The following is a 22,778-nucleotide window of genomic DNA, read 5'->3' on the forward strand; positions in this document are numbered from 1 at the left end:
GGGGAGGCGTCCGGCACCCCCTGGCGGGGTGCCTGCGCCGTTCCATTCGGGTCGACTGTGCTCGTGACGCTTTGAAAACAGCTTCGACTGGACAGTGGTGCCAAAAAGGCGTTGGCAGTGTACTGGAAAGCGATGGTCGAGTTAAAGCCGCCAAGGGCTTCAGGCGGGTGACCGAGCCTAGACAAAGGGCTAAGATGCCGGCCCATTCCTCGCTTTGCCCAGGCTCCCCCTTCGCCTATGTCCCATCAGCGTATCAAGACGCCCTGCATCGGTCTCTGCTCAACGGTCTATGGCGATCTGGTCTGCCGGGGCTGCAAGCGTTTCCATCATGAGGTGGTGAACTGGAACCAGTACACCGAGGAGGAGAAGCGCGCCGTCTGGGTGCGCCTGGAGGCGTTGCTGGTGCAGGTGGTGCAAGCCAAGTTGGAGGTGTTCGACGCACAGCGCCTGCGCCAGCAGCTGGAGCAGCGGCAGATCCGCTTCGTGGCCGAGCAGTCGGCGTATTGCTGGGCCTACCAATTGATCGTCCGCGGCGCCCGGGCGATCAACCAGCTCGAGGCCTACGGTATCGTCCTGCTGCCGGAGTTCCGCGACTGGGAGCTGCCGGTCCTGCGCGATGCCATCGACCGCGAGTTCTTCCTGCTCTCCGAGGCCCACTACGAGCGCTATATCGCCCCGCGCTTCCTGCGCGAGGGCATGCAGATGCGCATCTGAGAAGGGGCGACCGGCTCCTCCGCAACGGACGGGAGCCGTATAATGCCGGGCCTTCCAAGACCAGCCAGATTGCCATGTCCCTGCTTCCCGAAATCGAAAGCTTCCTGCTTTGCCCGACCCCCCAGGCCTGGATCGAGCAGGCACTGCAGCACCCCGAGATCCTGTTGATCGATCACGCCAACTGCGAGAAGAAGGCGGCCGGCACGGCGCTGACCCTGCTGTTCCGGCATGTCGACAAGGAAGACCTGCAGTACAAGCTGTCGCGTCTGGCCCGCGAGGAGTTGCGCCACTTCGAGCAGGTGGCCGAGTTGATGAAGAAGCGCGGTGTCGTCTACCGGCAACTCAGCGCCTCGCTTTATGCCCAGCGCCTGCATGCGCACATCCGCAAGAACGAGCCGGGCCGGCTGGTGGATACCCTGATCGTCGGCGCCTACATCGAGGCGCGCTCCTGCGAGCGCTTCCATCGTCTGGCGCCGTTTCTCGACGAGGAACTGGAGCGTTTCTACGTCTCGTTGCTCGCCTCGGAGGCGCGGCATTACCAGGACTACCTGGGCATGGCCCGCCAGTACGCCGGCGAGCCGATCGACGAGCGCGTGGCATTCTTCGCCGAAGTCGAGCGCCAGGCGATCCTAACTCCCGATGCGGAGTTCCGTTTCCACAGCGGCGTGACAGCCTGACGGCTGCTGACTTCAATCGGTCAGAGCCAGCTCCGGCCCCAGGTAGGCATTGGTCTGCTCGATGTCGTCGTCGCCGAGCAGCCCGACGGCTTCGGCCAACTGCAGCCGTGCCTGCAGGTAGCGCAGCTTGGCCTCCAGCAGGTCGCGGCGGGCGATGAAGATCTGTTCTTCGGCATTGAGGATGTCGAGATTGGTGCTGGAGCCGGCGAGAAAGCCCTTTCTGGCCGAGTCCTGGGCCCTTTCGCTGGAGGCGACGGCCTTTTCCAGTGCCCTGATGCGCGCTTGGCCGCTCTGTACGCCGCGGAACTGGCGGGTAGTGGTCGAGAGCACCTCCTCGCGGGCAGCATTCTCTTCCTCGATGCTCTGTTCGCGGCTGGCCACGGCCTGTCTCACCCGAGCGCTGACACCGCCGCCGGCGAACAGCGGCATGTTGAACTCCACGCCGGCGGTGGCATAGCGGTTCTGCTGGTCGAGTGTGGAGATCGAGTCGCTTTCGCTGTCCGTGTAGCCAAGGACCAGATCCAGAGTCGGCCAGTGTCCGCTTCGCATCCGCTTGACCTCCTCGTCGGCGACGCCCTGCTTGTAGTGCTGCGCCCGCAGCGTCGGGTTGCTCGCCCGGGCCTGGCTCAGCCACTCCTGCAGGCTGGTCGGCTGCAGGGCCGGCGTGGGGAAGTCCTGCCGCAGGGCGGCGAGCTTGTCCGGCACGCCGCCGAGCAGTTCCTGCAATAGGCGCAGCGCGACTATCAGGCCATCCTGTGCCTCGATCAGTTCGGCCTGGGCGAGGTCGCGCCGGGCGGTCGCCTGATCGACGTCGGTGATAGTGCCGTCGCCCAGATCGAAACGCCGACGGGCGGCGGCGACCTGCTGTTCGAAGGCCTTGAGTTTGGCGCTCGCCAGATCGATGGTTTCCCGGGCCAGCAGTACGTCAAAGTAGCGACCGGCCAGGCGCACTGCAGCGTTCTGCGTCTTGGCGTCGAAGATCGCCTCGCTGTAGCGGGCGCGCTGCTTGCCCTGACGGTACTCGGCGAGCTTCTGCAGGTTGAGCAGCGGCTGGCGCAGGCGAACCGCCAGGTTTTCCGAGTCGTAGTCGAGGTTGCGCTCCACCGTGCGTCCACTGGCGTCCGGCTCGTCGCGGGTGCCGTCCAGGCGGCTCTTGCCGGCCATGGCACTGATCTGCGGCAACAGGCCGGCGCGGCCGATGGCGCGATTCTCCAAGCCCGCGTCACGTTCGTGCAAGGCCGCACGATAGGTCGGTCCCTGGGTTTGCAAGAGCTCCCACGCGCTCTTGAGATCCATGGCGCAGGCGGGCAGGCAGGCCAGGCAGATCAGGCCGGCCAAGGCAAGGCGGACTGCCATTATTGCTCCTTGAAGGCGCTGTCGATCCGGGCGAGCATCGGTTTCATCAGATAGCTCATCAGGTTGCGCTCCCCGGTCTTGATGGTCACGGTGGCGGGCATCCCGGCGCGGATATGGTTGCTGCCGAGCATGTCCATGCCCGCGGCGGTCACCTCGATCTGAGCCAGGTAGTAGGGCTCCTTGCTGGTCTCGTCGATCAGGCGGTCGGCCGATACGGTGAGCACTCGTCCCGGAATGTTCGGGGTCTGCGCGTGGTTGAAGGCGGGGAAGGTAATCTCCACCGGCAATCCCGGCGCCATCTTGTCGATGGCCTGCACCGGGATCATGGCGTCCACCTGCAGCGGCTCGTTCGCCGGCACCACGTTCATGATTTCCGAACCCGGCTGAATCACGCCGCCGACAGTGGTGACATTGAGGCCGAGCACCAAGCCGTCGATGGGCGAGCGGATCACCGTGTGGGCTACTTCGTAATCCAGGGCTTTCAGACGGTCGGCCAGGCTGGCGGCCTCCTTCTGCACGTCGGTCAGTTGCGATTGCACGTCCTTCTGGTAGTCCTGCTCCAGTTGCAGGATGCGCAGCTTCAGCTCGGCGATCTGATTGCGCGTGCGGCCGATGTCGGTAATGGTCTGCGCCCGCTGGGCGTTCAGCTCGGCAGCGTTGCGCTCCAGCTCGAGCAGGCGGTTGCGGGCGACATAGCCTTCGGCGGCGAGGTGGCGTACCCCCTCCAGTTCCCGGTCGAGCAGCTGGATCTGCGCGTTGCGCGCGGCCTGCACCTGGTTCAGGCCCTTGAGCTGCTCCTCGGCGCCACGGATGTTTTCCCGAAGGATGCCGGCCTCGCCGGTCAGTGCCGTGCGGCGGGTGGCGAACAGTCGCGCCTGCAGGCCGAGTGCAGCCTGCAGGCGAGGGTCGCCGGCGAAGCGTTCGAGCAGTTCGGGGGCGAAGTGCACATTCTCCAGTCCGTCGCGCTCGGCCTGCAGGCGGCTTTCCACGCTGCGCGCCACGATGTACTGGGCGCTGATCGCCCCCTGTTCGGCGATGGCGCGGGTCGGGTCGAGTTCGATCAGCTCCTGATCGCGCCTCACCCGGTCGCCTTCGCGCACCAGGATGGCCTTGACCGAGCCGCCGGTCAGGTGCTGGACGGTCTTGCGATTGTCGGTCACGTTGACCGTGGCGTTGGCCACCACGCCGGCATCCAAGGGAGCCAGGTTGGCCCAGAGAAGAAATCCGCCGAAACCGGCAGCTACCAGCCACAGGCCCCAGCGTCGCGGACGGCGGTCGTCGAGATCGATTGGCGGTACGTCCTTCGCCTGCTGTTGATTGCTCGGCCCGAAATCAGGCATGGCGCATCACTCCTTGGTCTTGACCGATGTCAGGGGCGTGGTGGTGCCTGCCATGCCGGCCTGGCGCAGGGCGGCGAGGACCTCGTCGCGGTTGCCGAACATGTGCACCGTTCCGTCGCGCAATACCAGCAGCTTGTCCACGATGTTCAGGACCGTCGGGCGATGGGAGATCAGCACCAGGGTCTTGCCGCGCCGCTTCAGATCGCTCAGGGCATGGATCAAGGCCATCTCGCCCAGGTCATCGAGGCTGGAGTTCGGTTCGTCGAGGACAAGCAGCGCCGGATCGCCGTAGAGGGCGCGGGCGAGGGCGATGCGTTGCCGCTGGCCGCCGGACAGCGAGCCGCCGTCGGTGCTCAGGCGGGTGTCGTAGCCCTGCGGCAGGCGCAGGATCATGTCGTGTATGCCGGCCTGCCGGGCCGCGAGGATCACCGCCTCGCCATCGAGTGTGCCGAAGCGGGCGATGTTCTCGGCGATGCTGCCCTCGAACAGTTCGACGTCCTGCGGCAGGTAGCCCAGCCAGGGACCGAGCTCTTCCTTGTTCCACTGGAACACATCGGCGCCGTCGAGGCGGACCTTGCCGGATTGGGCAGGCCAGATGCCGACCAGCAGGCGGGCGAGACTCGACTTGCCCGAGGCCGACGGGCCGATCACGCCCAGGGCTTCACCGGGCGCCAGGCTGAAGGAGATGCTGCGCAGGATCGAGCTCGACGAACCGGGAGCGCAGGCAAAGGCTCCCTCCACGCTCAGCCGGCCTGCCGGCTTGGGCAGCGCCATGGCCGGCTGGCGCACAGGAAACTCCTGCAGCAGGGCCGACAGGCGTTTCCAGGCCGCACGACTGGACAACAACTGCTTCCAAGTGCCGATCATCTGCTCGACGGGGGCCAGTGCGCGTCCGCCGAGGATGGAGCAGGCGATCATCATGCCCGGAGTGATCTGGCCCTTGATCGCCAGCAGCGCACCGGTGCCCAGGATCAGCGACTGCAGGGTGATCCGGATGAAACGGCTCAGACCGTTGATGTAGGCGGCGCGATCGGAGGCCAGGGTCTGCAGGTCGAGAATCCGCAGATGGTTGCCGAACCAGCGCTGCCGAATGGCCGGCAGCATGCCCATGGCCTCGATGACTTCGGCATTGCGCAGGTTGTTGTTGGCGAAGCTGCCGGACGCCAGGGCGGCCTGGTTGGCTTCGGCGAGCGGCTTGCGGGTGCTGAGTTCGGTCAGCCAGGCGAGACTCACCAGCAGCAGCGAACCGATCAGGGTGATGATGCCGAGCAGGGGGTGGATCAGAGCACTGGCCAGCAGATAGATAGGGATCCAGGGGGCATCGAAGAAGGCGAACAGGCCGCTGCCGGTAAGAAATTGGCGGACCTGGGCGAGATCCTGCAGGGCCTGGGCCGGGTTGCCGCCGGCCCGTTTGAGGTTGCGTTCGAAGGCGGCGCTGAAGACCCGCTGGTTGAGCATCATGTCGAGCCGGTTGCCGACGCGGATCAGCACGCTCGAGCGCACCACCTCCAGCAGGGCCAGCAGTACATACAGGCCGACGACCAACAGGGTCAGCATCAGCAGGGTGGTGACGTTGCTGCTGACCAGGGCTCGGTCGTATACCTGCAGCATGTAGATCGCCGGCGCCAGCATCAGCAGGTTGATCACTCCGCTGAAGAGGGCAAGGGCGTAAAAGGTTCGGCGCAGGCGAAACAGGGTTTCGGCCAACTCGGAGTGGGGTTGCAGCATATCCATGCTTATCCTCGGTGCTGGCGATTGCAGGGTTGTTGGACGTGTCCAAGATTTCCCCACAGCCTCAAGCGTCCCGGAGCGGGTGCGAAAGCGTTCCGGTCGGATGAAAGAGGAAGCTACCGCTAAGTTATAGATCAGGATTATGGCGTTGCAGTGGCCAGATGATGGGGAAGTGCCTGCATAGGGGGCTGTCTGGCCTTAAGCTGGCAAAGCGGGGGGAGTGAAGCCTACCCCCCACGGCGGGAGCCGGTCGTTGTTCCGTTTCAGGGTCAGTCGATGCGGAACGAATCCAGGCGATAGCCGCGAGCGTCGACCTCCAGTACCCAACCTTCGTGGTTCCAGTCGCCTAGGACGATGCGCCGGGCGGCCCGGCCATCGATCTGCAGCTCGTGCACGGCAGGGCGATGGGTGTGGCCGTGGATCAGGGTCAGCACGCCATGGGCGGCCATGATTCGCGGCACTTCCTCGGGGGTGACGTCGACGATTTCGGTGGCTTTCTGGCGGACCTGCTGGCGGCTAGCAGTGCGCCATTTATGGGCCAGCTGCTGACGCTTGGAAAGAGGCAGGTGGCGCAGGAGCCATGTCGACACCGGGTTGCGCAGGCGCCGGCGAAAACGCATGTAGGCGATGTCGCGGGTGCACAGGGTGTCGCCATGCATCAGCAGCACGGGGGCGCCGTTCAGCTCGATGCGGTTCGGATCGTGCAGCAGGGTGCAACCGGCCAGGCGGCAGAATGCACGGCCGACGAGAAAGTCGCGGTTGCCGTGCATCACGAAGATTCGCGTGCCTTGATCCGCCACTTCGCGCAGGGCTTCGGCGATGGAGCGCTGGAAGGGCGTCATGGCATCGTCGCCGATCCAGACCTCGAAGAAGTCGCCGAGGATATACAGCGCTTCGGCCTGGCTGGCGCGCTCCTTCAGGAAACGCAGGAACGCCCGGGCAATGGCCGGGCGCTCCTCGTCGAGATGCAGATCCGAGATCAGCAGCGTGGTCATCGGATTAGTCGACGATCTCGGCCTTTTCGATGATCACGTCATTCAGCGGCACGTCGCCATGGCCGGCACGGCTGCCGGTGGCCACGGATTTGATCTTGTCGACCACGTCCATGCCTTCCACCACTTCGCCGAACACGGCATAGCCCCAGCCCTGTGCGGTCGGAGCGGTGTGGTCGAGGAAGGTGTTGTTGGCGACGTTGATGAAGAACTGCGCGCTGGCCGAGTGCGGGTCCATGGTGCGGGCCATGGCGATGGTGCCGACCTTGTTGGACAGGCCGTTGTTGGCCTCGTTCTTGATCGGCGCGCGGGTGCTCTTCTGCTTCATGCCCGGCTCGAAGCCGCCGCCCTGGATCATGAAGTTGCCGATCACGCGGTGAAAGATGGTGCCGTCGTAATGGCCTTCCTTCACGTACTGCTCGAAGTTGGCCGCGGTTTCCGGCGCCTTGTCGGCGAACAGTTTCAGGGTGATGGTGCCGTGGTTGGTGTGCAGCTTAATCATGACTGAGTTCCGCAGGGTGTGGGTGGGGATGCCCGGAGTGGGCCGGCCGATGGTCGTTGCTGCCGGGTCTCTGTCAGGGGCATGACGGGTCCGCTATGATAAGCCCTTTGCATTGGCCGGCCTACCCTGGCCGGCGCCGACATGTTTCAAGGATCCCATGAGCAAGCCCGAGACTCCCGCCGCTGCCGCGAACTTCCTCCGTCCGATCGTCCAGGCCGACCTGGAGTCGGGCAAGCACGTTAAGATCGTCACCCGCTTCCCGCCGGAGCCCAACGGCTACCTGCACATCGGCCACGCCAAGTCGATCTGCCTGAATTTCGGTCTGGCCAAGGAGTTCGGCGGCGAGTGCAACCTGCGCTTCGACGACACCAACCCGGCCAAGGAAGACCAGGAATACATCGACGCGATCAAGAGCGACGTGCAATGGTTGGGGTTTCAGTGGGCTGGCGATGAGCGCTACGCCTCCAACTACTTCGACCAGCTCTACGCCTGGGCCGTGCACTTGATCGAGGCCGGCAAGGCCTACGTCTGCGACCTGTCGCCGGACGAGGCGCGCGCCTTCCGCGGCAGCCTGACCGAGCCGGGCAGGAACAGCCCGTTCCGCGAGCGCAGCGTCGAGGAAAACCTCGACCTGTTGGCCCGCATGAAGGCCGGGGAATTCCCCGATGGCGCCCGTGCTCTGCGCGCGAAGATCGACATGGCCTCGCCGAACATGAACCTGCGCGACCCGATCCTCTACCGCATCCGCCATGCCCATCACCACCAGACCGGCGACAAGTGGTGCATCTACCCGAGCTACGACTTCACCCACGGGCAGTCGGACGCCATCGAGGGCATCACCCACTCGATCTGCACCCTGGAGTTCGAGGATCACCGCCCGCTGTACGAGTGGTTCCTGGCCAACTTGCCGGTGCCGGCCCAGCCGCGCCAGTACGAGTTCGCCCGCCTCAACCTGAACTACACCATCACCAGCAAGCGCAAGCTCAAGCAGCTGGTCGACGAGGGTCATGTCAATGGCTGGGACGACCCGCGCATGTCGACCCTGTCCGGCTACCGCCGCCGCGGCTACACGCCGGCCTCGATCCGCCAGTTCTGCGACATGATCGGCGTCAACCGCGCCGGTGGCGTGGTCGACATCGGCATGCTGGAGTTCGCCATCCGCGAGGACCTGGACGCCAACGCCGCGCGCGCCATGTGCGTGCTCAAACCGCTGAAGGTGGTGATCACCAATTACTCCGAAGGTCAGGTCGAAAACCTTGAGCTTCCGCGTCATCCGAAGCAGGACATGGGCGTTCGCGTGCTGCCGTTCTCCCGCGAGATCTACATCGACGCCAGCGACTTCGAGGAAAATCCGCCGGCCGGCTACAAGCGCCTGATCCCTGGCGGCGAAGTGCGCCTGCGCGGCAGCTACGTGATCCGCGCCGACGAGGCGGTGAAGGACGAAGCCGGCAACATCGTCGAACTGCGCTGCACTTACGACGAGAACACCCTCGGCAAGAACCCGGAAGGCCGTAAGGTCAAGGGCGTGATCCACTGGGTGCCGGCCGCCGAGAGCGTCGAGTGCGAGGTGCGCCTCTACGACCGCCTGTTCAAGGCCGCCAACCCGGAGAAGACTGACGAGGAGGACGGCAGCTTCCTCGACAACATCAACCCGGATTCCCTTGTGGTACTCAAGGGCTGCCGTGCCGAGCCGTCACTGGCCAATGCTGCGCCGGAAGAACGCTTCCAGTTCGAACGCGAAGGCTACTTCTGCGCCGACCTCAAGGACTCCAAACCGGGCGCGCCGGTGTTCAACCGCACCGTCACCCTGCGCGATTCCTGGGGCAGTGATGACGCTTTCCATCTATAGCACCCTGTCCAAGAGCAAGGACGAGTTCAAGCCGCTGGAAGGCAACAAGGTCCGCATGTACGTGTGCGGCATGACTGTCTACGACTTCTGCCACATCGGCCACGCGCGGGTGATGGTGGCGTTCGACGTGGTCGCCCGCTGGCTGCGCCATCGCGGCTATGAGCTGACCTACGTGCGCAACATCACCGACATCGACGACAAGATTATCAAGCGCGCCAACGAGAGCGGCGAGTCGTTCCAGGATCTGGTGGGCCGCATGATCGCCGCGATGCACGAGGACGAAGCGCGTCTCAACGTGCTGCGCCCGGACATCGAGCCGCGCGCCACCGACCACATCGCCGGCATGCACGCGATGATCCAGACCCTGATCGACAAGGGCTTCGCCTACGCCCCGGGCAACGGCGACGTCTACTATCGGGTCGGCAAGTTCGAGGGCTACGGCAAGCTGTCGCGGCGCAAGATCGAGGACCTGAAGATCGGCGCGCGCATCGAGGTCGATGAGGCCAAGGAAGATCCACTCGACTTCGTCCTGTGGAAGGGCGCCAAGTCGGGCGAGCCGAGCTGGGAGTCGCCCTGGGGCCCCGGTCGTCCGGGCTGGCACATCGAGTGTTCGGTGATGTCCACCTGCTGCCTGGGCGAGACCTTCGACATCCACGGCGGCGGCCCGGACCTGGTGTTCCCGCACCATGAGAACGAGATTGCCCAGAGCGAGGCGGCCACCGGCAAGCTGTATGCCAACGCCTGGATGCACGCCGGCGCGGTGCGCGTCGACGGCGAGAAGATGTCCAAGAGTCTCGGCAACTTCTTCACTATCCGCGAGGTGCTGGAGAAGTACCCCCGGAGGTGGTGCGCTACCTGCTGGTGTCCAGCCACTATCGCAGCCCGATCAACTACTCCGAGGACAGCCTGCGCGAGGCGAAGGGCGCCCTGGAGCGCTTCTACAATGGTCTCAAGGGTCTGCCGGATGCGGCGCCTGCCGGTGGCGACGAGTTCGTCGCCCGCTTCGGCGCGGCGATGGACGACGACTTCAACTCGCCGGAAGCCTGCGCGGTGCTGTTTGAGATGATCCGCGAGGTCAACCGCCTGCGCGAGTCGGATCTCGCTGCCGCCGCCGCGCTGGCCGCGCGTCTCAAGGAACTGGCCGGGGTGCTCGGCGTGCTGCAGCTCGACCCCGGCGCCTTCCTGCAGGCCGGTGCCGAGGGCAAGGTAGACGCTGCCGAGGTGGAGGCGCTGATCGCCGCGCGCCTGCAGGCGCGGGCCGAGAAGAACTGGGCCGAATCCGACCGTATCCGCGACCAGCTCACCGCCATGGGTGTGGTATTGGAGGACGGCAAGGGCGGCACCACCTGGCGTCTGGCTGAGTGAGGGTGTGACCTATTGGCGGCCAACTAAGGGCAGCCATGCTTGAGTATGTCTGCAAATAAAAATGGCATCCCCGGGATGCCATTTTTATTTTTGCTGGATCACTGGTGCAGCTGTTCGGCTGCGTATAGCGTGTTTTCCAGAAGACAGGCGCGGGTCATAGGGCCAACCCCGCCTGGTACAGGAGTGATCCATCCTGCACGCTTGACCGCGGTAGAAAACTCCACGTCGCCAACCAGTCTGCCGTCCTCCAGGCGGTTAATACCGACGTCTATAACAATGGCGCCAGGCTTGATCCATTCGCCCTTGACGAGGTCTGGCTTGCCGGCTGCGACAACCACTAGGTCGGAGCGGCTCACATGCTCCACGAGGTTGCGAGTGAAGCGGTGGGTCACAGTCACGGTACAACCAGCCAGTAGCAGCTCTAATGCCATTGGGCGACCAACGATATTGGAGGCGCCGACTACTGTGGCATCCAGGCCATACAGATCTACGCCGGTACTCTGCAGAAGCGTGATGATGCCTTTGGGGGTGCAGGGCCGCAGCAATGGCATGCGTTGGGCGAGGCGGCCGATGTTGTAGGGATGGAATCCATCCACGTCCTTGTCCGGGCGGATGCGTTCAAGCAGCAGGGAGGCGTCAAGGTGCTGTGGGAGAGGCAATTGCACCAAGATACCGTCGATCGTCGAATCCTCATTCAGTTGGTCGATCAAGGACAAGAGGTCGTCTTGAGTGGTGCAGGTGGGAAGGTCGTAGGCTTGGGAATGAAACCCCACTTCTTCGCAGTCCTTGCGCTTATGGGATACATAGACTTGGGACGCTGGGTCTGTTCCTACTAGGATGACTGCCAGGCCGGGGGCTCGCAGACCCTGCTGGCGTCGCTCGGCGACACGTTGGGCGATCTGCTGGCGAAGACTGGCGGCGATCGCTTTGCCGTCGATTAGTTTTGCAGTCATGACGCTTGCTTAACCATGAGGTTGATGAGACGAAAAGAATATTCTCTCATGGTGAGGCTGGTGGGCCAATGTGCAGACAGCTGAGTGCTGCTGTTGCTCCTTACATCTTGCTGATTTATTTAAAAATATCGTTGACAGGAATTTTCATGCTCTATAAGATTCGCCCCGCTTGTCGAGCGCGGCCTGTTGCAGAGTGAGAGTGCAAAGCCAACCTTAGGGTTTCTGAGTTTGTGCTAGGCGTCATGATGCAGGTGAAAGGCGCCCGTAGCTCAGCTGGATAGAGCATCCGCCTTCTAAGCGGATGGTCGCAGGTTCGAGTCCTGCCGGGTGCGCCAATATGCGGTTCGGTAGCGGGCAAGCAATAGCAAATATGGTGGGCGTAGCTCAGTTGGTAGAGCACAGGATTGTGGCTCCTGGTGTCGTGGGTTCGATTCCCATCGTCCACCCCATATTCCAAAGCGCCAGGCATGAAGCCTGGCGTTTTCGTTTCTCAAGGGTCTGATGGCCACGCGGATGTGGTGGAATTGGTAGACACACTGGATTTAGGTTCCAGCGCCGCAAGGCGTGAGAGTTCGAGTCTCTCCATCCGCACCACCTTTGAGTTCACGGCTTAGAGCCGTTTCCCTCCCTCCGAAACAAGACGCACTGGATTGTCAGCGTAGCGAGATCGTGACACGGCCTCATCACGCTCGGCGTTCAGCCTGTCCAGCACCGAAACCGCATCGCGCACTCTGGCAGGTGCCAGGTGGGCATACCGCTCGGTCATGGTGATCGTGCTGTGGCCCAACAGGTCGCGCACCTCTGCCAGCGGAACACCGGCACTGATCAGATGCGCCGCGCATGTGTGCCGCAAGTCGTGAATCACGAAATCCGTAATGCCGGCCCGCTTGCACGCATTCTCGAATCCGACACGGATCGACACCGCACGCTCTCCGTCAGATCGAGCGAATACCCACGGGCTGGCAGGGCAGTGCTTGGCGCGGAATGCTTGCCTGCTCAGCAGCGCAGACAGCGCGCCCTGGTTGATCGGTATCGACCGTCGCTTGCCTGCCTTGGTGTGCTGTCCCTCCAGGTGGATCAGCCGGTTGTGCAGGTCGACGCGGCGCCACTCGAGCCCGAGCATCTCTTCCTTCCGGCAGCCGGTATTGACCGCCAGCCGGATGAACGCTTCGATCAGCTCCCCGTTCCTGCCTTCCATGGCGGCCCTGCACAGCGCGTCGACCTCCGCTCTGGTGATCCAGCGCACCCGGCCTTCCGGCTCCTTCATGATGCGTCCCTTCACAGGGTTGGGCAGCGCCCACTCCAGTTCCGTGTTGCACCAGTTGATCGCCGCCGAGAGCGCGGCCAGCTCGCGGTTGATGGTGGCTGCCGAGGCGCCGGCCTTGCTGCGCTCGGTGATGTATTCCCTGATGCCTTGTCCGCCCAGGTCGTTGATGATCTGGCCGGCGAAGTGCTTCCTGAGCTGTTTCACTCGATGAGCTGTCGTCTCGTAGCTGCGCTGATGCTGGCGAGCGTGCTGCAGGTACGGGATGATCACCTCCTCGAAGCTCCGGGGCGGATTCACGCCCCATTCCTTTTCCTTCCAGACGTCTGCCCTGGCTTGCTGCTCTAGCGCCTTGGCTACCGCGTGGTCTTCTGTCCCAGAAGATCGTCTAACGTACTTTCCATTTGGAAGCTTGTAGCTGACCCACCAGTAGGGCGAGTCTCCTCGTTTGTACGGCATGATTTCTCCTTCACGCCGCCCGCGGCGCGAATACTAGCAGCGGCTTCTTCTTCAAGCATTGCCTCCAGCTTCTCGCGGTGGATGCGCAGGCTGCGGCCGCGCATTCTGACCACCGGTATCCGGCCATCGTTGGCCATGTTGTAGACGGTTCTGGTGCAGACGCTCATTAGCTTTGCAGCCTGCTCGACAGTCATCAGGCTCACAGGCAAAAGTCTCCTGCCCGGCGCAGGCCGGGGAGTGTGTTATGCGGTTCTGGTTGAATTCGCTTGAACTCGACGACCAAGGCCCATGGGTTTGTGGTCCACAGGACGCCGACGCCGGCCATGCGGGCGCCGGTAGACCAGCCACCCAGCCCGGCGAAAAGATCGACTGCCTTGATCATCGGCCAGCCTCCCGCTTCCCGCTCTCCATCCGGTCCAGCCTTTCGATCTCCGCCAGAATCAGCGCCCCGGCCTTCACCAGATCGCGGCGGGCGCTGGTGGGCTTCCAGTAGGCTTCGCTCCACGGCCAGCGCGGCGGCGGGTTGCAGGTGTCGTAGCCGATGGCCTGCCAGTGGGCCGAGGTGGCGTAGCTTGCGGCGGCGCAGGCGAGTTCGCCGCGGGTGTACTTGTCGTCGTGCTCCGGGCACCACTGCTCCTGCCCGATCTGCCGGCGGCGCTCGGCGAGGATGTCGGCGGCCGCCTGGCTGGCCGGGGACGGCTGGAGGTAGACCGGGGTGAGCCGTTGCTCGCCGTTGGCCACGCCTTCCAGGCGGGTGGGGTAGAAGCCGGCGCTGCCGATCCAGGCGTAGGGTGTGCTCATGCCGCCACCTCCTGCTGCTCCGGGCCGAGGACGGCTGCCAGCTCGCGCAACTGCCCGGCCACGGCGCGGGCGTCGCGGGCCTTGCGGGTGGCGGTCATGGCATCCCAGGTGGCGGCGGCCAGGTCCAGATTGATGCAGGCCTGGCGCAACAGGGCGCTGTGCCCGGCGTTCAGGCCCTGCGCTGCGTCGAGGCGCAGGGTGGCTTCCTCCAGGGCTTCGGCGGCCTGCCGGCGTTCGCGGGTACGCTGGTCCTGCACATGGCCCAGCTCGGCCTGGGTGGCGGCGAGGATGCGCTCGGCGCTGTTCAGGCGCCGGGTGGTTTCGTGCAGATCGGGTTCGAGCTGGTCGAGCGCTGCGCCGTACCCGTCGCGGTGGCCGCGTTGCAGGCCGAGGCGGATGCCCTCGGCCTTGCCGGTGATGTAGCAGGTGGCGGCGGCGAGGGTGGTGCCGACGATGGCGGCGATCTGCTCGGGGGAGTTCCATGCTTGCTGTGCTCCTTGTCGGGCCGCGCCGGCGGTCGTGGTGGGCCGGCGCGGGCAGGGTCATGCCACCTTGGTGGCGTCTTGTTCGGCGCGGTCGAGAAACGCCGCCAGATGGCTCAGGTAGACGATCAGCGGGGCGCGTGCGCTGTCCTCCCGAGGGAGTGCCTGTGCTGCGGGCGTCACGCGGCATCCCCTCCGAACGGGCCTAGGTCGGCGTCGGCAGGGCGCAGGGCGGCGGGCTTGCGGCTACCGCCAGCGATCACCAGCAGGCCGGTGCGGCGCTGGATGCGGGCGATGACAGCGGGGTTGGAGGCTGCTGCCGGGTGCAGGTAGACCGGGCAGCGGGGGGAAGGCTTGCTGTGTTGGGTGGGCATGGTGGGTGCTCCGTGTATGGAGATGCACGGAGATATTACGTATCGTATTTTTTATGGTAAATACATTTTGTGCTTTTGCTGCCGGCTCTTGAGAGGGCGCTATGCTCAGTGGGATAGCGTTGCTGGGCTACAATGCTCGTAGAAATACCCTCTGTATACGGAATTACAATAAGCTCAATCGATAATTCAGCAAGTAACAAATAACGGGATTGCTTTAGGGTTCGATTATTTGGGATAAAGAACCTATTCGGTTTGAGTGTTTTAAATAGCTCATCTGATGATGCTGTTTTTATAAATATTTCCTTTGTTAATTTAAGTCTTAAAATTTTATCTGTTCGTGTTTTTATCTTTTCAAACGGGCGATTATTTCCCTTTTTTTTCTTTACTAGCTCATCATCATCGATCCCGATGATTAGGGTGTCGCAGAAGGACTTGCATAGTTTTAAGTATTTTATATGCCCTTCGTGGAGAAGGTCAAAAACCCCAGATGTGTAGCCGATAATATTCGGGCTTCTTTGTGGTTTGCTTGCAATTTTATTTGGATTTTGGAGGGGGTTGCTCATTTTAGTTTTAATAATTTGTTTGCAAGAAATGCTGTGTCTGTAATTCTATAGGTTCCAATATATACGTTTAGCGGGTGGTTGCTGTTGGTTAGTTCTTCTATTAGTGGTGATATTGTTTTTAAAATGGCTTCTTCTTTTGCTATCCCCCGCTGCCTAGGCCAAAGACTGGAATGAATAGTGATGAGTAGTTTTTTGTTTTACAGTGCTGAATGGCGAATTTAATGATTTTCCTGTTGGTTGGTTCGTCAATGAGTTTTATGCCTGATCCTAGTTTTTCAAGTGCGACTGCATGAATAATTGACTTTATCCCTACGTGGGATGCATTAAATGGTGGGGCTGGAACGCATACTCCTAATTGATAAGGGCCGGCATGTGGTTGATTTGACTTCCATTGGTCAATATGCTTTTTCAGTAAATCATCATTTAGCGTCCCGTCTTTATTGAAAGATGCTGCAAGTGTTCGGATTCTTCCAGAAACAGATGTTCCGTTAATACTCCCTAGATCTAGGCTGGTATCCTCTGATGTGACGATAGCTTCGATGTCAGAAATTGCTAGCACTGACCCGCAGTAAGAGTAAATATTTGAAAGTCCAACTCTGGCAAGGTGGGTGATTGACTTTTTATCGACGATTGGCTCTGGTTGGTTTGTTGTATACCGCTGGGCAAGAGCGGCGAACAATAAAGTCACAGCTAGAAATAATGTTCCAGATAGTGCTGGTGGAATTTGATCACAGAGTTGTTGTGGGTGGGATTTTGATAAAGTGCCTTCCAATAATTGTAGCCAAAACGAGCTTGTAAAGGCTCCCCCGCTGATTACTAGTGATGTTAGTGCGAGCTTCGTATAAGGGGTGCGCGGACTGGTGATGATTTTGATAAATCTATCGAAAATCAGGCTTGCTATAAAGCTAATTAGTTTCATTTTGGTGCTGGTTTGCTTTGGATTTGATTTTGGGTGAAGTCCCTGCATGGACTCTGTGGTTTAGTTGGGGTGGTGTTGGTGGGTAGGTGTAAAACCTTTGGTTTTACTCGTTAGGTGGTTTTTGTAGCTTTTCGTAGTGCTTCAGCGATCAGTAGCTAATTTTACTCGGCGGCACTATCCCCCCAATCGGGTGAATATGCTCAATCTCACTCAACGGAATCGTCAGCCTTCCATAGTTGGCGTTGATTGACATCAGGCTCACGCACTCGCTATTGGCATAGAGCAGTTCCTTGACCATCTGCCGTCCGTTGGTGCAGCGGACCATCACGTATTCGCCAGGCACGGGATCGCGGTTTGGCTCGCACCATACTGCCCAGCCATCGCGGATGGCTGGGGACATGGAGTCACCGCGCACGCGCAGGGAGTAGGCGTCCGGGTCGCTGGAGGGGATGTCGACCCAGCCGCCCGCGTAATCGAGTACGTCCCAGTATCCGTCCGGGCCTAGTTGTGCGATGCCTTTCATTGGTGCGCGCCGGAATGCGCTCGGCTCCAGTTTCCCTTCGTGTACGAGTGGTGTTTCTTCGCTCTCTGCTGGCGGAGCCGTCACTACCAAGGGCGGTAGGTTGAGCAGCTCAAGCATCTGGTTGATGACTTCCAGCTTCGGTTCGCGGCGGCCATTGAGCCAGTGGCCGATGGCGCCCTGGGTTACGCCCATGCGCTCGGCCATCTGCTCTTGACTGATTTGCCGCTCGCGCATGCGCGCTTTGGCTTGTTCGTACCATGTGCTCATGGCTCAGATCCTACATTCCGTATTATTTTCGGCAATCGACATGCTGTATTGCTATTGCGTCGATCAAATACAAATTGTATTTTTTTGCGCCGAAGCACATTGGAGGTCGCCATGAGCGCACTCAAGAACATCCGTACCGCAGCACGGATCACGCAGCAGCAACTGGCCGCAAAGCTTGGCATCACGCAGGCCGCTATCGGCCATTACGAGAAAGGGCGCCGCCAGCCGAAGCTGACCGAGGCACGGCGATTGGTTGCCGCACTCAACGAGCTTGGCGCGGTATGCACGCTGGAAGAGGTATTCCCGCCGGAAGCAGAAGAAGACGCGCAGGCCGCGTAGAGGAAAAGGTGCTGGCGGGGCACCCACCACGGCAACCACCGCCAGCGTGACGTCACACAGCAAGCATCACGTCGCGGCAGATGATAGGCCAGTTGGTCTTCGTCTGGCCACGGCGTGGGCGAGGAATTAACGCCAATGTCTCGAATAGATCCCACCCGTGGCCTCGGCCCCGCTCTGACCCTGGAGCAGGCCGTGGACCACGACACTCGCCGCGAACGCGGCGGCCCGGTCGCGGTGTGCGCGACGCTGGGCCTTCCCTACAACAGCTACCAGAAGAAGCTTTCCATCAGCTACCCGGACCACCTGCTGAGCGTGCGCGATTTCGAGCGCTGGCTCGAACTGGTGGAGGCGGCCGAGACGCTGCGCACCATCGCCCGCATCAAGGGCGGGGTGTTCTATCGCGCCCGGCCGGTGCCGGCCACGGCGGATGCGCTGCAGGCGCTGGCCGAGGTGCTGGCCCGCAAGAGCCGCTTCGTCGGCAGCCTGCACGAAGGCCTGGCGGACAGCCGCTGGGACGAGCGCGAGGTGCTGCAACTGGAGCGCCACGGCAACGAGGTGATCGAGGCGGTGCTGGGCATCATGGCCGGCGCCCGCGAGGCGATGGAGCGCGATCGGGAGGGGTGCGATGACTGATGCCCCGAATCAGGCCCGCGTTCAGCCGCGATCAGGCGGGCGTGACCGTCAGTTTGAAGCCCAAGGCATGAATAACCTTGAGCAGCGTTTCCGTACTGGGGGTCCGCTCGCCGGACAAGCTCTTGTACAGGCTCTCACGCGACAGGCCGGTTTTCTTGGCCAGTTCGGTCATGCCGCGCGCACGAGCGATATCGCCCAGGGCGACGGCCAGCAATTTTGGATCGTTATCTTCCAGCACCACGTCGAGGTAGGCCGCAATGTCCTCTTCGCTGTTCAGGTAGTGGGCCGCATCAAAGGGGCGCGTTTTCAATTTGGCTTTGGTCATTCAGAGCTCCTTGGACAACTGAATTGCCCGCTCGATGTCACGTTGCTGGTTGGACTTGTCGCCGCCGCCCAGCATGATCAACAGCACATCGCCCCGTTGCACGTAGTACATCCGCCAGCCGGGGCCGAAGAACTCACGCATCTCGAACACGCCCTCGCCAACGGGCTTCACGTCGCCCAGATTGCCCAGCGCCGCACGCTGCAAGCGCTTGATCAGCCGCATACGGGTGATGGTGTCTTTCAGCCCACTCAGCCAGTCGCTGAAGGCTTCGGTTTCGATGATGGAATACATGGCTCGCACTGTAGCCAAAAGGCTACACCTGTCAAGCGCACGGGATGCGGTGCGGCGCCCTTGCTCCCTCGTCTTCAGGGGCATCGACTTGGCCAGTTTGGCCTGCATGTTTTCTTTGCCGTGGGTAGGGATAAGGAGCGACGCCGATGAGCGGCAAGCTGGATCTGCAACTGGCCGATCTGCCGTTGCTGCTGCGCTTCATCCCGGCGGATAGCCGGGAGGTGTGGATTCAGGTCGGCATGGGGCTGAAGGTTGAGTTCGGCGAAGCGGCCTTCGATGCCTGGGACGACTGGAGCCAGTCCGGCACCGGCTACAGCCCGCGCGATGCCAAGACGGTGTGGCGGTCGTTCCGCAAGTCGGGCACCGGCATGGGCACGGTGATCAAGTTGGCGAAGGACGCCGGCTGGCTGCTGGAAAAGCGCGAGCTGAGCCGCGAGGATCGGCGCCGGCTGGCCGAGCAACTGGAGGCGAGGCGTCAGGCGCGGCAGGCCGAGGTGGAGGCGGACGAAACCCGTTCGGCACGGATGCGCGAGGCGGTGGCCGAGGCGTGCGGGCGGATCTGGGCCGAACACTGCCGGCCCGAGGGCGCGAGCGACTACCTGCAGCGCAAGCGGGTGGGCGGCCACGGCGTGGGCCACTTCTCGCGGCTGGTGGTGCTGGAGATCGACGATCAGGCGGAGCGTTGCCAGATCTGGGTCGGCGAGGATGCCCAGCGCTGGCTGGGCCTGGTGCCGAAGCCACGCCCAGCGCACCTGTCGATGCTGGTGTTCCGCAAGGGCTACATGGCGGTGCCGCTGCGCGATGCGGCGGGGCGGCTGTGGGCGTTGCAGTCGATCAACGGGCAGGGCACCAAGCTGTTCCCGAAGTACGGGCGCAAGCAGGGCTGCTTCCACCTGATCGGCGAACCGGCCGGCGCCGCCGTGCTGGCGGTGGCCGAGGGCTATGCGACGGCAGCCAGCGTGCACGAGGCCACCGGCTGGCCGGTGGCAGTGGCGTTCGATGCGGGCAACCTGCTGGCAGTCGGCCGGGCGCTGCGCGAGCTGCACCCGGAGGCCGCATTGCTGTTCGCCGGCGACGACGACCCGAGCCAGCCGGGCAATCCGGGCCGCACCAAAGCCGAAGCCGCCGCGGCGGCGCTGGATGCGGTGGCGGCCTTCCCGGCGCTGCCGGCCGGGGCGATGGAGCACGCGGCATGACGAACGAAGCACGGAAGCTGGACTGGAACGACCTGCACGTCGCGCACGGGCTGGAGGCGGTGCGCGCGCAGCTCGCGCAGGCGCTGGCTCTTCCCCGCGCCCCATCTGAGGTGCAGCCGCCCGAGGCGGCTGCGGCTTCCGAGGGGGACGGGGAGGGTGATGAAGCCAAGGCGCGGCGGGAGGGCGCGATTGCCGCGAAGGTCTTCCAGCGATTTGCGCTGGTCGAGGGCAAGACGGCGGTCTTCGACATGCACAAGCAGGCGATCGTCAAAAAGGCGGCGTTCGAGGCGCTGGTGACCAAGCCGGTGGCCAGCGCCTGGTTCGAGCGGCTGGACAAGAAGCTGATCGCCGAGGATCAGGCGCAGCGGCTGGTCGATCAGGCGAAGCTGGCCGGCAAGGCGGCACGCGAGGGCGGCACCGGGCTGCCGCCGACCGAGCGCTACATCTATATCGACGGGACCAAGGATGCCTGGGACGTGGCCAAGCGCCGGCGCGTGCCGGAGGGGGCGGTGAAGATGGCCCTCGGCGATGCCTACGGCCTGTGGCTGAACAGCCCGCAGCGGCGCACCGTGGACATGGATCACATCGTCTTCGACCCGACCATGACCAAAGACCCGGAGGTCTACATCAATACCTTCGAGGGTTTGCCGCTCACGCCGCTGGACGCGCCGGAGAAGTGCCGGACGCTGCGCGGGATGATCGGCTTTCTGTGCAACGGCGACCCGGAGGCCACGCACTGGCTGACCTGCTGGCTGGCGTACCCGCTCCAGCACCAGGGCGCGAAGATGGACACGGCGGTGCTTATGCACTCGACGATGGAAGGCTCGGGCAAGAGCCTGCTGTCGGCGGACATCATGGGTGCGATCTACGGCGCCTACGCCGCCACGGTCGGCCAGGCGCAACTGGAGTCGAACTGGACGGTGTGGCAGTCGAACAAGCTCTACGCCGTGTTCGAGGAAGTGGTGAGCCGCGACCAGCGTTACAACCAGGTCGGCAAGATCAAGCACATGATCACCGGCAAGACGGTGCGAATGGAGTCGAAGTTCGTCAACGGCTGGGAAGAGGCCAACCACATGAACGCCGTCTTCCTCTCCAACGAAATCATGCCCTGGCCGATCAGCGAGAACGACCGGCGCATGCTGGTGATCTGGCCCGAGAAAACACTGCCCGAGGCGCGGCAGAAGGACGTGGAGTACGAGCTGGCCAACGGCGGCCTCGAGGCGCTGTACGGCTACCTGCTGAGCTATGACCTGGGCGACTTCAACCGGCGCACCCGCCCGCCGCACACCGAGGCGCGCGACCGGCTGGTGGCCCTGAGCCGGGCGAGCTGGGAGAACTTCTTCGTGGCCTGGAAGTACGGAACCCTCGGCGTGCCCTTCGGCGTGGCGCGCACCGAGGACGTTCACGACCTGTTCCTGGTCTGGTGCTCGCGCAACCGCGAGCACACCCTCAGCGCCACCAAGCTCTCGTTGTTCCTCTCCACCAAGGTGCCCAAGACCAACGGCCAGATCGGCTGGTACGGCGACGACGGCGTGCGACGACGCTCGATGCTCTTCGTCCCCGAGGAAGACAGCGTGAACCCCAGCGACGGCAAGGCCGTGGGCGCGAAGATCCGCGCCTTCCGCCGCGCTGCGCACTGGGCCGGCTGGGAGCCGGAGAAGTGGGAGAAGTGCCAGGGCTTCACCGTGCCCATGGAAGCCGAAAAACCCATGGAGGTGGCCTGATGGCTCGCCTGTCTAGGGTTGCTAGGGTCTGTCTAGAGCCTGTTATTAACCCGTTCGTTTCTTGATCAGCCGAGTGTTGCCAAGGCCTTGAGAGCAGTCGGCAACATCAGGCAAACAAAGGCTATGAAGTGAAAGCCCGCCAGCGTCGAGGCCAGGCGCTCGTAATCCCGACTCAGTCTTCGAAAGCGGGCCATCCAGCCGAAGCTGCGCTCGACCACCCAGCGCCGGGGCAGCAGGATGAAGCCCTTCTTCGCTTCCGTGTGCTTGATCACTTCCAGCTGGATGCCATGCGCCTCTGCCTGTCGGGCCGCCGACTCGCCGCTGTAGCCCTGGTCGGCGAAGGCAACCTCCACCGCCTCACCGGTCACCCGCTGCACCTGCTCGGCGAGGGCGGCCACCTGGGCGCGGTCCTGTTCGTTGGCGGGCGTCACCCGCAGGGCGAGCAACTGCCCCAGCGTATCCACGGCCATATGCACCTTCGAGCCCTTGCGGCGTTTGGCCCCGTCATAGCCGGCCCGTGCGCCGCTTTCCGGCGTCGACTGCAGGGTGCGGCTGTCGAGGATCACGGCGCTGGGCTGAGCCTTGCGCTTGTCCGCCACCCGGATCAACTCGCGCACATCATGCAGCAGTTCCTCGAAGACGCCGGCCTCGATCCAGCGTCGGGTCTGCTGATACACCACCTGCCACGGCGGCAGATCATGCGGCATCTGCCGCCAGAGCAGGCCGCCGCGGACGATGTAGCGCAGGGCATTGAAGACCTCGCGCAGGCTGTGGACGCGATGGGCGGAGGATTCGGGCATCAGCGCCAGATAGGGCGCCACGAAGGCCCACTCCTCATCGCTGACATCGGTGGGGTAGGGTTTTCGGGTTAACTGCAAACGATAACCAAAGCAGTGGTTAATAACAGGCTCTAGGGTCGAAAACACCAACCCTAGCCAGCGCAAACCCGCGTCGTTACTGGCTTGGCGGGAGTCTGTCCAGGGTGTCTAGGGTTCACGCGGGCGCGCGCGTACGCGGGCACGTTTATTCGCGGTAACTGCGGCACCTCGAAGCGTGCCGACGATTTTTTCTCATGCGTGAAGGAAAACCCCTAGCAACCCTAGACACCCTAGTAAATGGCTTTCAAGCCTTTGAATTTA

General features: G+C 62.9%; 26 protein-coding genes, 3 tRNA genes and 1 pseudogene. 11 read left to right on the forward strand and 19 right to left on the reverse strand.

What is annotated here, in order from left to right; translation table 11 throughout:
- The first annotated feature begins 237 nt into the window (after positions 1-237).
- Both Atro_RS00900 and Atro_RS00905 read left to right on the forward strand, forming a co-directional pair.
- Positions 238-714 carry a DUF1289 domain-containing protein gene (locus tag Atro_RS00900; protein WP_497926039.1) on the forward strand — a complete coding sequence of 159 codons (477 nt, stop codon included), beginning with the start codon at positions 238-240 and terminating at the stop codon, positions 712-714.
- 74 nt (positions 715-788) lie between these two features.
- The gene (locus tag Atro_RS00905) at positions 789-1,391 is read left to right on the forward strand and encodes a MiaE family protein (protein ID WP_497926040.1); all 603 of its coding nucleotides are present in this window, start codon (positions 789-791) and stop codon (positions 1,389-1,391) included.
- A 12-nt stretch (positions 1,392-1,403) separates the two neighbouring features.
- On the opposite strand, the gene Atro_RS00910 is transcribed toward Atro_RS00905, so the two are convergent.
- The 5 genes from Atro_RS00910 to Atro_RS00930 all read right to left on the reverse strand — a co-directional run bounded on the left by Atro_RS00910 (position 1,404) and on the right by Atro_RS00930 (position 7,312).
- Positions 1,404-2,747 carry a TolC family outer membrane protein gene (locus tag Atro_RS00910; RefSeq protein WP_497926041.1) on the reverse strand — a complete coding sequence of 448 codons (1,344 nt, stop codon included), beginning with the start codon at positions 2,745-2,747 and terminating at the stop codon, positions 1,404-1,406.
- On the reverse strand, positions 2,747-4,087 hold the full coding sequence (locus Atro_RS00915; RefSeq protein WP_497926042.1) for an HlyD family type I secretion periplasmic adaptor subunit: 1,341 nt from the start codon (positions 4,085-4,087) through the stop codon (positions 2,747-2,749). The genes Atro_RS00910 and Atro_RS00915 overlap by 1 nt, the downstream gene beginning before the upstream one ends.
- 6 nt (positions 4,088-4,093) lie before the next feature.
- The gene (locus Atro_RS00920) at positions 4,094-5,821 is read right to left on the reverse strand and encodes a type I secretion system permease/ATPase (protein WP_497926043.1); all 1,728 of its coding nucleotides are present in this window, start codon (positions 5,819-5,821) and stop codon (positions 4,094-4,096) included.
- A gap of 266 nt (positions 5,822-6,087) precedes the next feature.
- Entirely contained in the window at positions 6,088-6,813 is a 726-nt protein-coding gene (gene lpxH, locus Atro_RS00925; protein ID WP_497926044.1) for a UDP-2,3-diacylglucosamine diphosphatase, read from the reverse strand.
- A gap of 4 nt (positions 6,814-6,817) precedes the next feature.
- The gene (locus Atro_RS00930; RefSeq protein WP_497926045.1) at positions 6,818-7,312 is read right to left on the reverse strand and encodes a peptidylprolyl isomerase; all 495 of its coding nucleotides are present in this window, start codon (positions 7,310-7,312) and stop codon (positions 6,818-6,820) included.
- A 157-nt stretch (positions 7,313-7,469) separates the two neighbouring features.
- On the opposite strand from Atro_RS00930, the gene Atro_RS00935 reads away from it, so the two are divergent.
- Together Atro_RS00935 and cysS are read left to right on the forward strand one after the other, a co-directional pair.
- On the forward strand, positions 7,470-9,161 hold the full coding sequence (locus Atro_RS00935) for a glutamine--tRNA ligase/YqeY domain fusion protein (RefSeq protein WP_497926046.1): 1,692 nt from the start codon (positions 7,470-7,472) through the stop codon (positions 9,159-9,161).
- A pseudogene (gene cysS, locus Atro_RS00940) lies at positions 9,142-10,526 on the forward strand (cysteine--tRNA ligase). Before Atro_RS00935 ends, cysS begins: the two are co-directional and overlap by 20 nt.
- Positions 10,527-10,624: 98 nt before the next feature.
- On the opposite strand, the gene folD reads toward cysS, so the two are convergent.
- Positions 10,625-11,479: a bifunctional methylenetetrahydrofolate dehydrogenase/methenyltetrahydrofolate cyclohydrolase FolD gene (gene folD / locus Atro_RS00945; RefSeq protein ID WP_497926047.1), complete on the reverse strand. Its 855-nt coding sequence runs from the start codon at positions 11,477-11,479 to the stop codon at positions 10,625-10,627.
- 258 nt (positions 11,480-11,737) lie between these two features.
- Here folD and Atro_RS00950 point away from each other — a divergent pair.
- From Atro_RS00950 to Atro_RS00960, 3 genes are all read left to right on the forward strand, one after another.
- A tRNA-Arg gene (locus Atro_RS00950) sits at positions 11,738-11,814 on the forward strand.
- Between the two features lie 38 nt (positions 11,815-11,852).
- A tRNA-His gene (locus tag Atro_RS00955) sits at positions 11,853-11,928 on the forward strand.
- Positions 11,929-11,988: 60 nt separating this feature from the next.
- Positions 11,989-12,073: transfer RNA gene (locus Atro_RS00960), tRNA-Leu, on the forward strand.
- 16 nt (positions 12,074-12,089) lie between these two features.
- Here Atro_RS00960 and Atro_RS00965 read toward each other — a convergent pair.
- From Atro_RS00965 to Atro_RS01010, 10 genes are all read right to left on the reverse strand, one after another.
- Entirely contained in the window at positions 12,090-13,202 is a 1,113-nt protein-coding gene (locus Atro_RS00965) for a tyrosine-type recombinase/integrase (RefSeq protein WP_497926048.1), read from the reverse strand.
- Entirely contained in the window at positions 13,100-13,396 is a 297-nt protein-coding gene (locus Atro_RS00970; RefSeq protein ID WP_497927732.1) for a helix-turn-helix domain-containing protein, read from the reverse strand. The genes Atro_RS00965 and Atro_RS00970 overlap by 103 nt, the downstream gene beginning before the upstream one ends.
- Positions 13,397-13,401: 5 nt before the next feature.
- Complete coding sequence (locus Atro_RS00975; RefSeq protein ID WP_497926049.1) at positions 13,402-13,584, reverse strand: hypothetical protein; 183 nt, start codon at positions 13,582-13,584, stop codon at positions 13,402-13,404.
- Positions 13,581-14,003, reverse strand: coding sequence for a hypothetical protein (locus Atro_RS00980; RefSeq protein WP_497926050.1), 423 nt, complete (start codon positions 14,001-14,003; stop codon positions 13,581-13,583). Before Atro_RS00980 ends, Atro_RS00975 begins: the two co-directional genes overlap by 4 nt.
- Positions 14,000-14,260: a hypothetical protein gene (locus Atro_RS00985; RefSeq protein ID WP_497926051.1), complete on the reverse strand. Its 261-nt coding sequence runs from the start codon at positions 14,258-14,260 to the stop codon at positions 14,000-14,002. The genes Atro_RS00980 and Atro_RS00985 overlap by 4 nt, the downstream gene beginning before the upstream one ends.
- Before the next feature lie 285 nt (positions 14,261-14,545).
- Complete coding sequence (locus tag Atro_RS00990) at positions 14,546-14,668, reverse strand: hypothetical protein (RefSeq protein WP_497926052.1); 123 nt, start codon at positions 14,666-14,668, stop codon at positions 14,546-14,548.
- Positions 14,665-14,859 carry a hypothetical protein gene (locus Atro_RS00995; RefSeq protein WP_497926053.1) on the reverse strand — a complete coding sequence of 65 codons (195 nt, stop codon included), beginning with the start codon at positions 14,857-14,859 and terminating at the stop codon, positions 14,665-14,667. Before Atro_RS00995 ends, Atro_RS00990 begins: the two co-directional genes overlap by 4 nt.
- A 35-nt stretch (positions 14,860-14,894) precedes the next feature.
- Positions 14,895-15,422, reverse strand: coding sequence for an adenylyltransferase/cytidyltransferase family protein (locus Atro_RS01000; protein ID WP_497926054.1), 528 nt, complete (start codon positions 15,420-15,422; stop codon positions 14,895-14,897).
- 139 nt (positions 15,423-15,561) lie between these two features.
- Complete coding sequence (locus Atro_RS01005) at positions 15,562-16,389, reverse strand: hypothetical protein (protein WP_497926055.1); 828 nt, start codon at positions 16,387-16,389, stop codon at positions 15,562-15,564.
- Between the two features lie 100 nt (positions 16,390-16,489).
- The gene (locus tag Atro_RS01010) at positions 16,490-17,131 is read right to left on the reverse strand and encodes a LexA family transcriptional regulator (RefSeq protein ID WP_497926056.1); all 642 of its coding nucleotides are present in this window, start codon (positions 17,129-17,131) and stop codon (positions 16,490-16,492) included.
- 111 nt (positions 17,132-17,242) lie between these two features.
- On the opposite strand from Atro_RS01010, the gene Atro_RS01015 reads away from it, so the two are divergent.
- Positions 17,243-17,470, forward strand: a complete 228-nt coding sequence (locus Atro_RS01015; RefSeq protein ID WP_497926057.1) for a helix-turn-helix transcriptional regulator — start codon at positions 17,243-17,245, stop codon at positions 17,468-17,470.
- Positions 17,471-17,605: 135 nt separating this feature from the next.
- Positions 17,606-18,103, forward strand: a complete 498-nt coding sequence (locus Atro_RS01020) for a hypothetical protein (RefSeq protein WP_497926058.1) — start codon at positions 17,606-17,608, stop codon at positions 18,101-18,103.
- Positions 18,104-18,134: 31 nt separating this feature from the next.
- Here Atro_RS01020 and Atro_RS01025 read toward each other — a convergent pair whose 3' ends face one another.
- Both Atro_RS01025 and Atro_RS01030 read right to left on the reverse strand, forming a co-directional pair.
- The gene (locus Atro_RS01025) at positions 18,135-18,428 is read right to left on the reverse strand and encodes an addiction module antidote protein (protein WP_165893270.1); all 294 of its coding nucleotides are present in this window, start codon (positions 18,426-18,428) and stop codon (positions 18,135-18,137) included.
- Positions 18,429-18,719: a type II toxin-antitoxin system RelE/ParE family toxin gene (locus Atro_RS01030; RefSeq protein ID WP_090620103.1), complete on the reverse strand. Its 291-nt coding sequence runs from the start codon at positions 18,717-18,719 to the stop codon at positions 18,429-18,431. It lies immediately after the preceding gene.
- A gap of 146 nt (positions 18,720-18,865) precedes the next feature.
- On the opposite strand from Atro_RS01030, the gene Atro_RS01035 reads away from it, so the two are divergent.
- On the forward strand, positions 18,866-19,915 hold the full coding sequence (locus Atro_RS01035) for a PriCT-2 domain-containing protein (RefSeq protein ID WP_497926059.1): 1,050 nt from the start codon (positions 18,866-18,868) through the stop codon (positions 19,913-19,915).
- Positions 19,912-21,639 carry a primase-helicase family protein gene (locus tag Atro_RS01040; protein WP_497926060.1) on the forward strand — a complete coding sequence of 576 codons (1,728 nt, stop codon included), beginning with the start codon at positions 19,912-19,914 and terminating at the stop codon, positions 21,637-21,639. Before Atro_RS01035 ends, Atro_RS01040 begins: the two co-directional genes overlap by 4 nt.
- Before the next feature lie 65 nt (positions 21,640-21,704).
- Here Atro_RS01040 and Atro_RS01045 read toward each other — a convergent pair whose 3' ends face one another.
- Positions 21,705-22,517, reverse strand: coding sequence for an IS5 family transposase (locus tag Atro_RS01045; RefSeq protein WP_497924896.1), 813 nt, complete (start codon positions 22,515-22,517; stop codon positions 21,705-21,707).
- Between the last annotated feature and the right edge of the window lie 261 nt (positions 22,518-22,778).

Source organism: Azotobacter tropicalis (genome assembly GCF_059739045.1).

Excerpts from the sequence above, each read along its gene's own strand:
- Atro_RS01035 (WP_497926059.1), top strand. The coding sequence starts at position 18,866 with ATGAGCGGCAAGCTGGATCTGCAACTGGCCGATCTGCCGTTGCTGCTG.
- Atro_RS00995 (WP_497926053.1), bottom strand. The coding sequence starts at position 14,859 with ATGCCCACCCAACACAGCAAGCCTTCCCCCCGCTGCCCGGTCTACCTG.
- Atro_RS00935 (WP_497926046.1), top strand. The coding sequence starts at position 7,470 with ATGAGCAAGCCCGAGACTCCCGCCGCTGCCGCGAACTTCCTCCGTCCG.
- Atro_RS00980 (WP_497926050.1), bottom strand. The coding sequence starts at position 14,003 with ATGAGCACACCCTACGCCTGGATCGGCAGCGCCGGCTTCTACCCCACC.
- Atro_RS00965 (WP_497926048.1), bottom strand. The coding sequence starts at position 13,202 with ATGCCGTACAAACGAGGAGACTCGCCCTACTGGTGGGTCAGCTACAAG.
- Atro_RS01020 (WP_497926058.1), top strand. The coding sequence starts at position 17,606 with ATGTCTCGAATAGATCCCACCCGTGGCCTCGGCCCCGCTCTGACCCTG.
- Atro_RS01030 (WP_090620103.1), bottom strand. The coding sequence starts at position 18,719 with ATGTATTCCATCATCGAAACCGAAGCCTTCAGCGACTGGCTGAGTGGG.
- Atro_RS01010 (WP_497926056.1), bottom strand. The coding sequence starts at position 17,131 with ATGAGCACATGGTACGAACAAGCCAAAGCGCGCATGCGCGAGCGGCAA.
- lpxH (WP_497926044.1), bottom strand. The coding sequence starts at position 6,813 with ATGACCACGCTGCTGATCTCGGATCTGCATCTCGACGAGGAGCGCCCG.
- Atro_RS00915 (WP_497926042.1), bottom strand. The coding sequence starts at position 4,087 with ATGCCTGATTTCGGGCCGAGCAATCAACAGCAGGCGAAGGACGTACCG.
- Atro_RS00900 (WP_497926039.1), top strand. The coding sequence starts at position 238 with ATGTCCCATCAGCGTATCAAGACGCCCTGCATCGGTCTCTGCTCAACG.
- Atro_RS01005 (WP_497926055.1), bottom strand. The coding sequence starts at position 16,389 with ATGCAGGGACTTCACCCAAAATCAAATCCAAAGCAAACCAGCACCAAA.
- Atro_RS00975 (WP_497926049.1), bottom strand. The coding sequence starts at position 13,584 with ATGATCAAGGCAGTCGATCTTTTCGCCGGGCTGGGTGGCTGGTCTACC.
- Atro_RS00905 (WP_497926040.1), top strand. The coding sequence starts at position 789 with ATGTCCCTGCTTCCCGAAATCGAAAGCTTCCTGCTTTGCCCGACCCCC.
- Atro_RS00920 (WP_497926043.1), bottom strand. The coding sequence starts at position 5,821 with ATGGATATGCTGCAACCCCACTCCGAGTTGGCCGAAACCCTGTTTCGC.
- Atro_RS01025 (WP_165893270.1), bottom strand. The coding sequence starts at position 18,428 with ATGACCAAAGCCAAATTGAAAACGCGCCCCTTTGATGCGGCCCACTAC.
- folD (WP_497926047.1), bottom strand. The coding sequence starts at position 11,479 with ATGACTGCAAAACTAATCGACGGCAAAGCGATCGCCGCCAGTCTTCGC.
- Atro_RS01015 (WP_497926057.1), top strand. The coding sequence starts at position 17,243 with ATGAGCGCACTCAAGAACATCCGTACCGCAGCACGGATCACGCAGCAG.
- Atro_RS00930 (WP_497926045.1), bottom strand. The coding sequence starts at position 7,312 with ATGATTAAGCTGCACACCAACCACGGCACCATCACCCTGAAACTGTTC.
- Atro_RS00970 (WP_497927732.1), bottom strand. The coding sequence starts at position 13,396 with ATGACTGTCGAGCAGGCTGCAAAGCTAATGAGCGTCTGCACCAGAACC.
- Atro_RS01040 (WP_497926060.1), top strand. The coding sequence starts at position 19,912 with ATGACGAACGAAGCACGGAAGCTGGACTGGAACGACCTGCACGTCGCG.
- Atro_RS00910 (WP_497926041.1), bottom strand. The coding sequence starts at position 2,747 with ATGGCAGTCCGCCTTGCCTTGGCCGGCCTGATCTGCCTGGCCTGCCTG.
- Atro_RS01000 (WP_497926054.1), bottom strand. The coding sequence starts at position 15,422 with ATGAGCAACCCCCTCCAAAATCCAAATAAAATTGCAAGCAAACCACAA.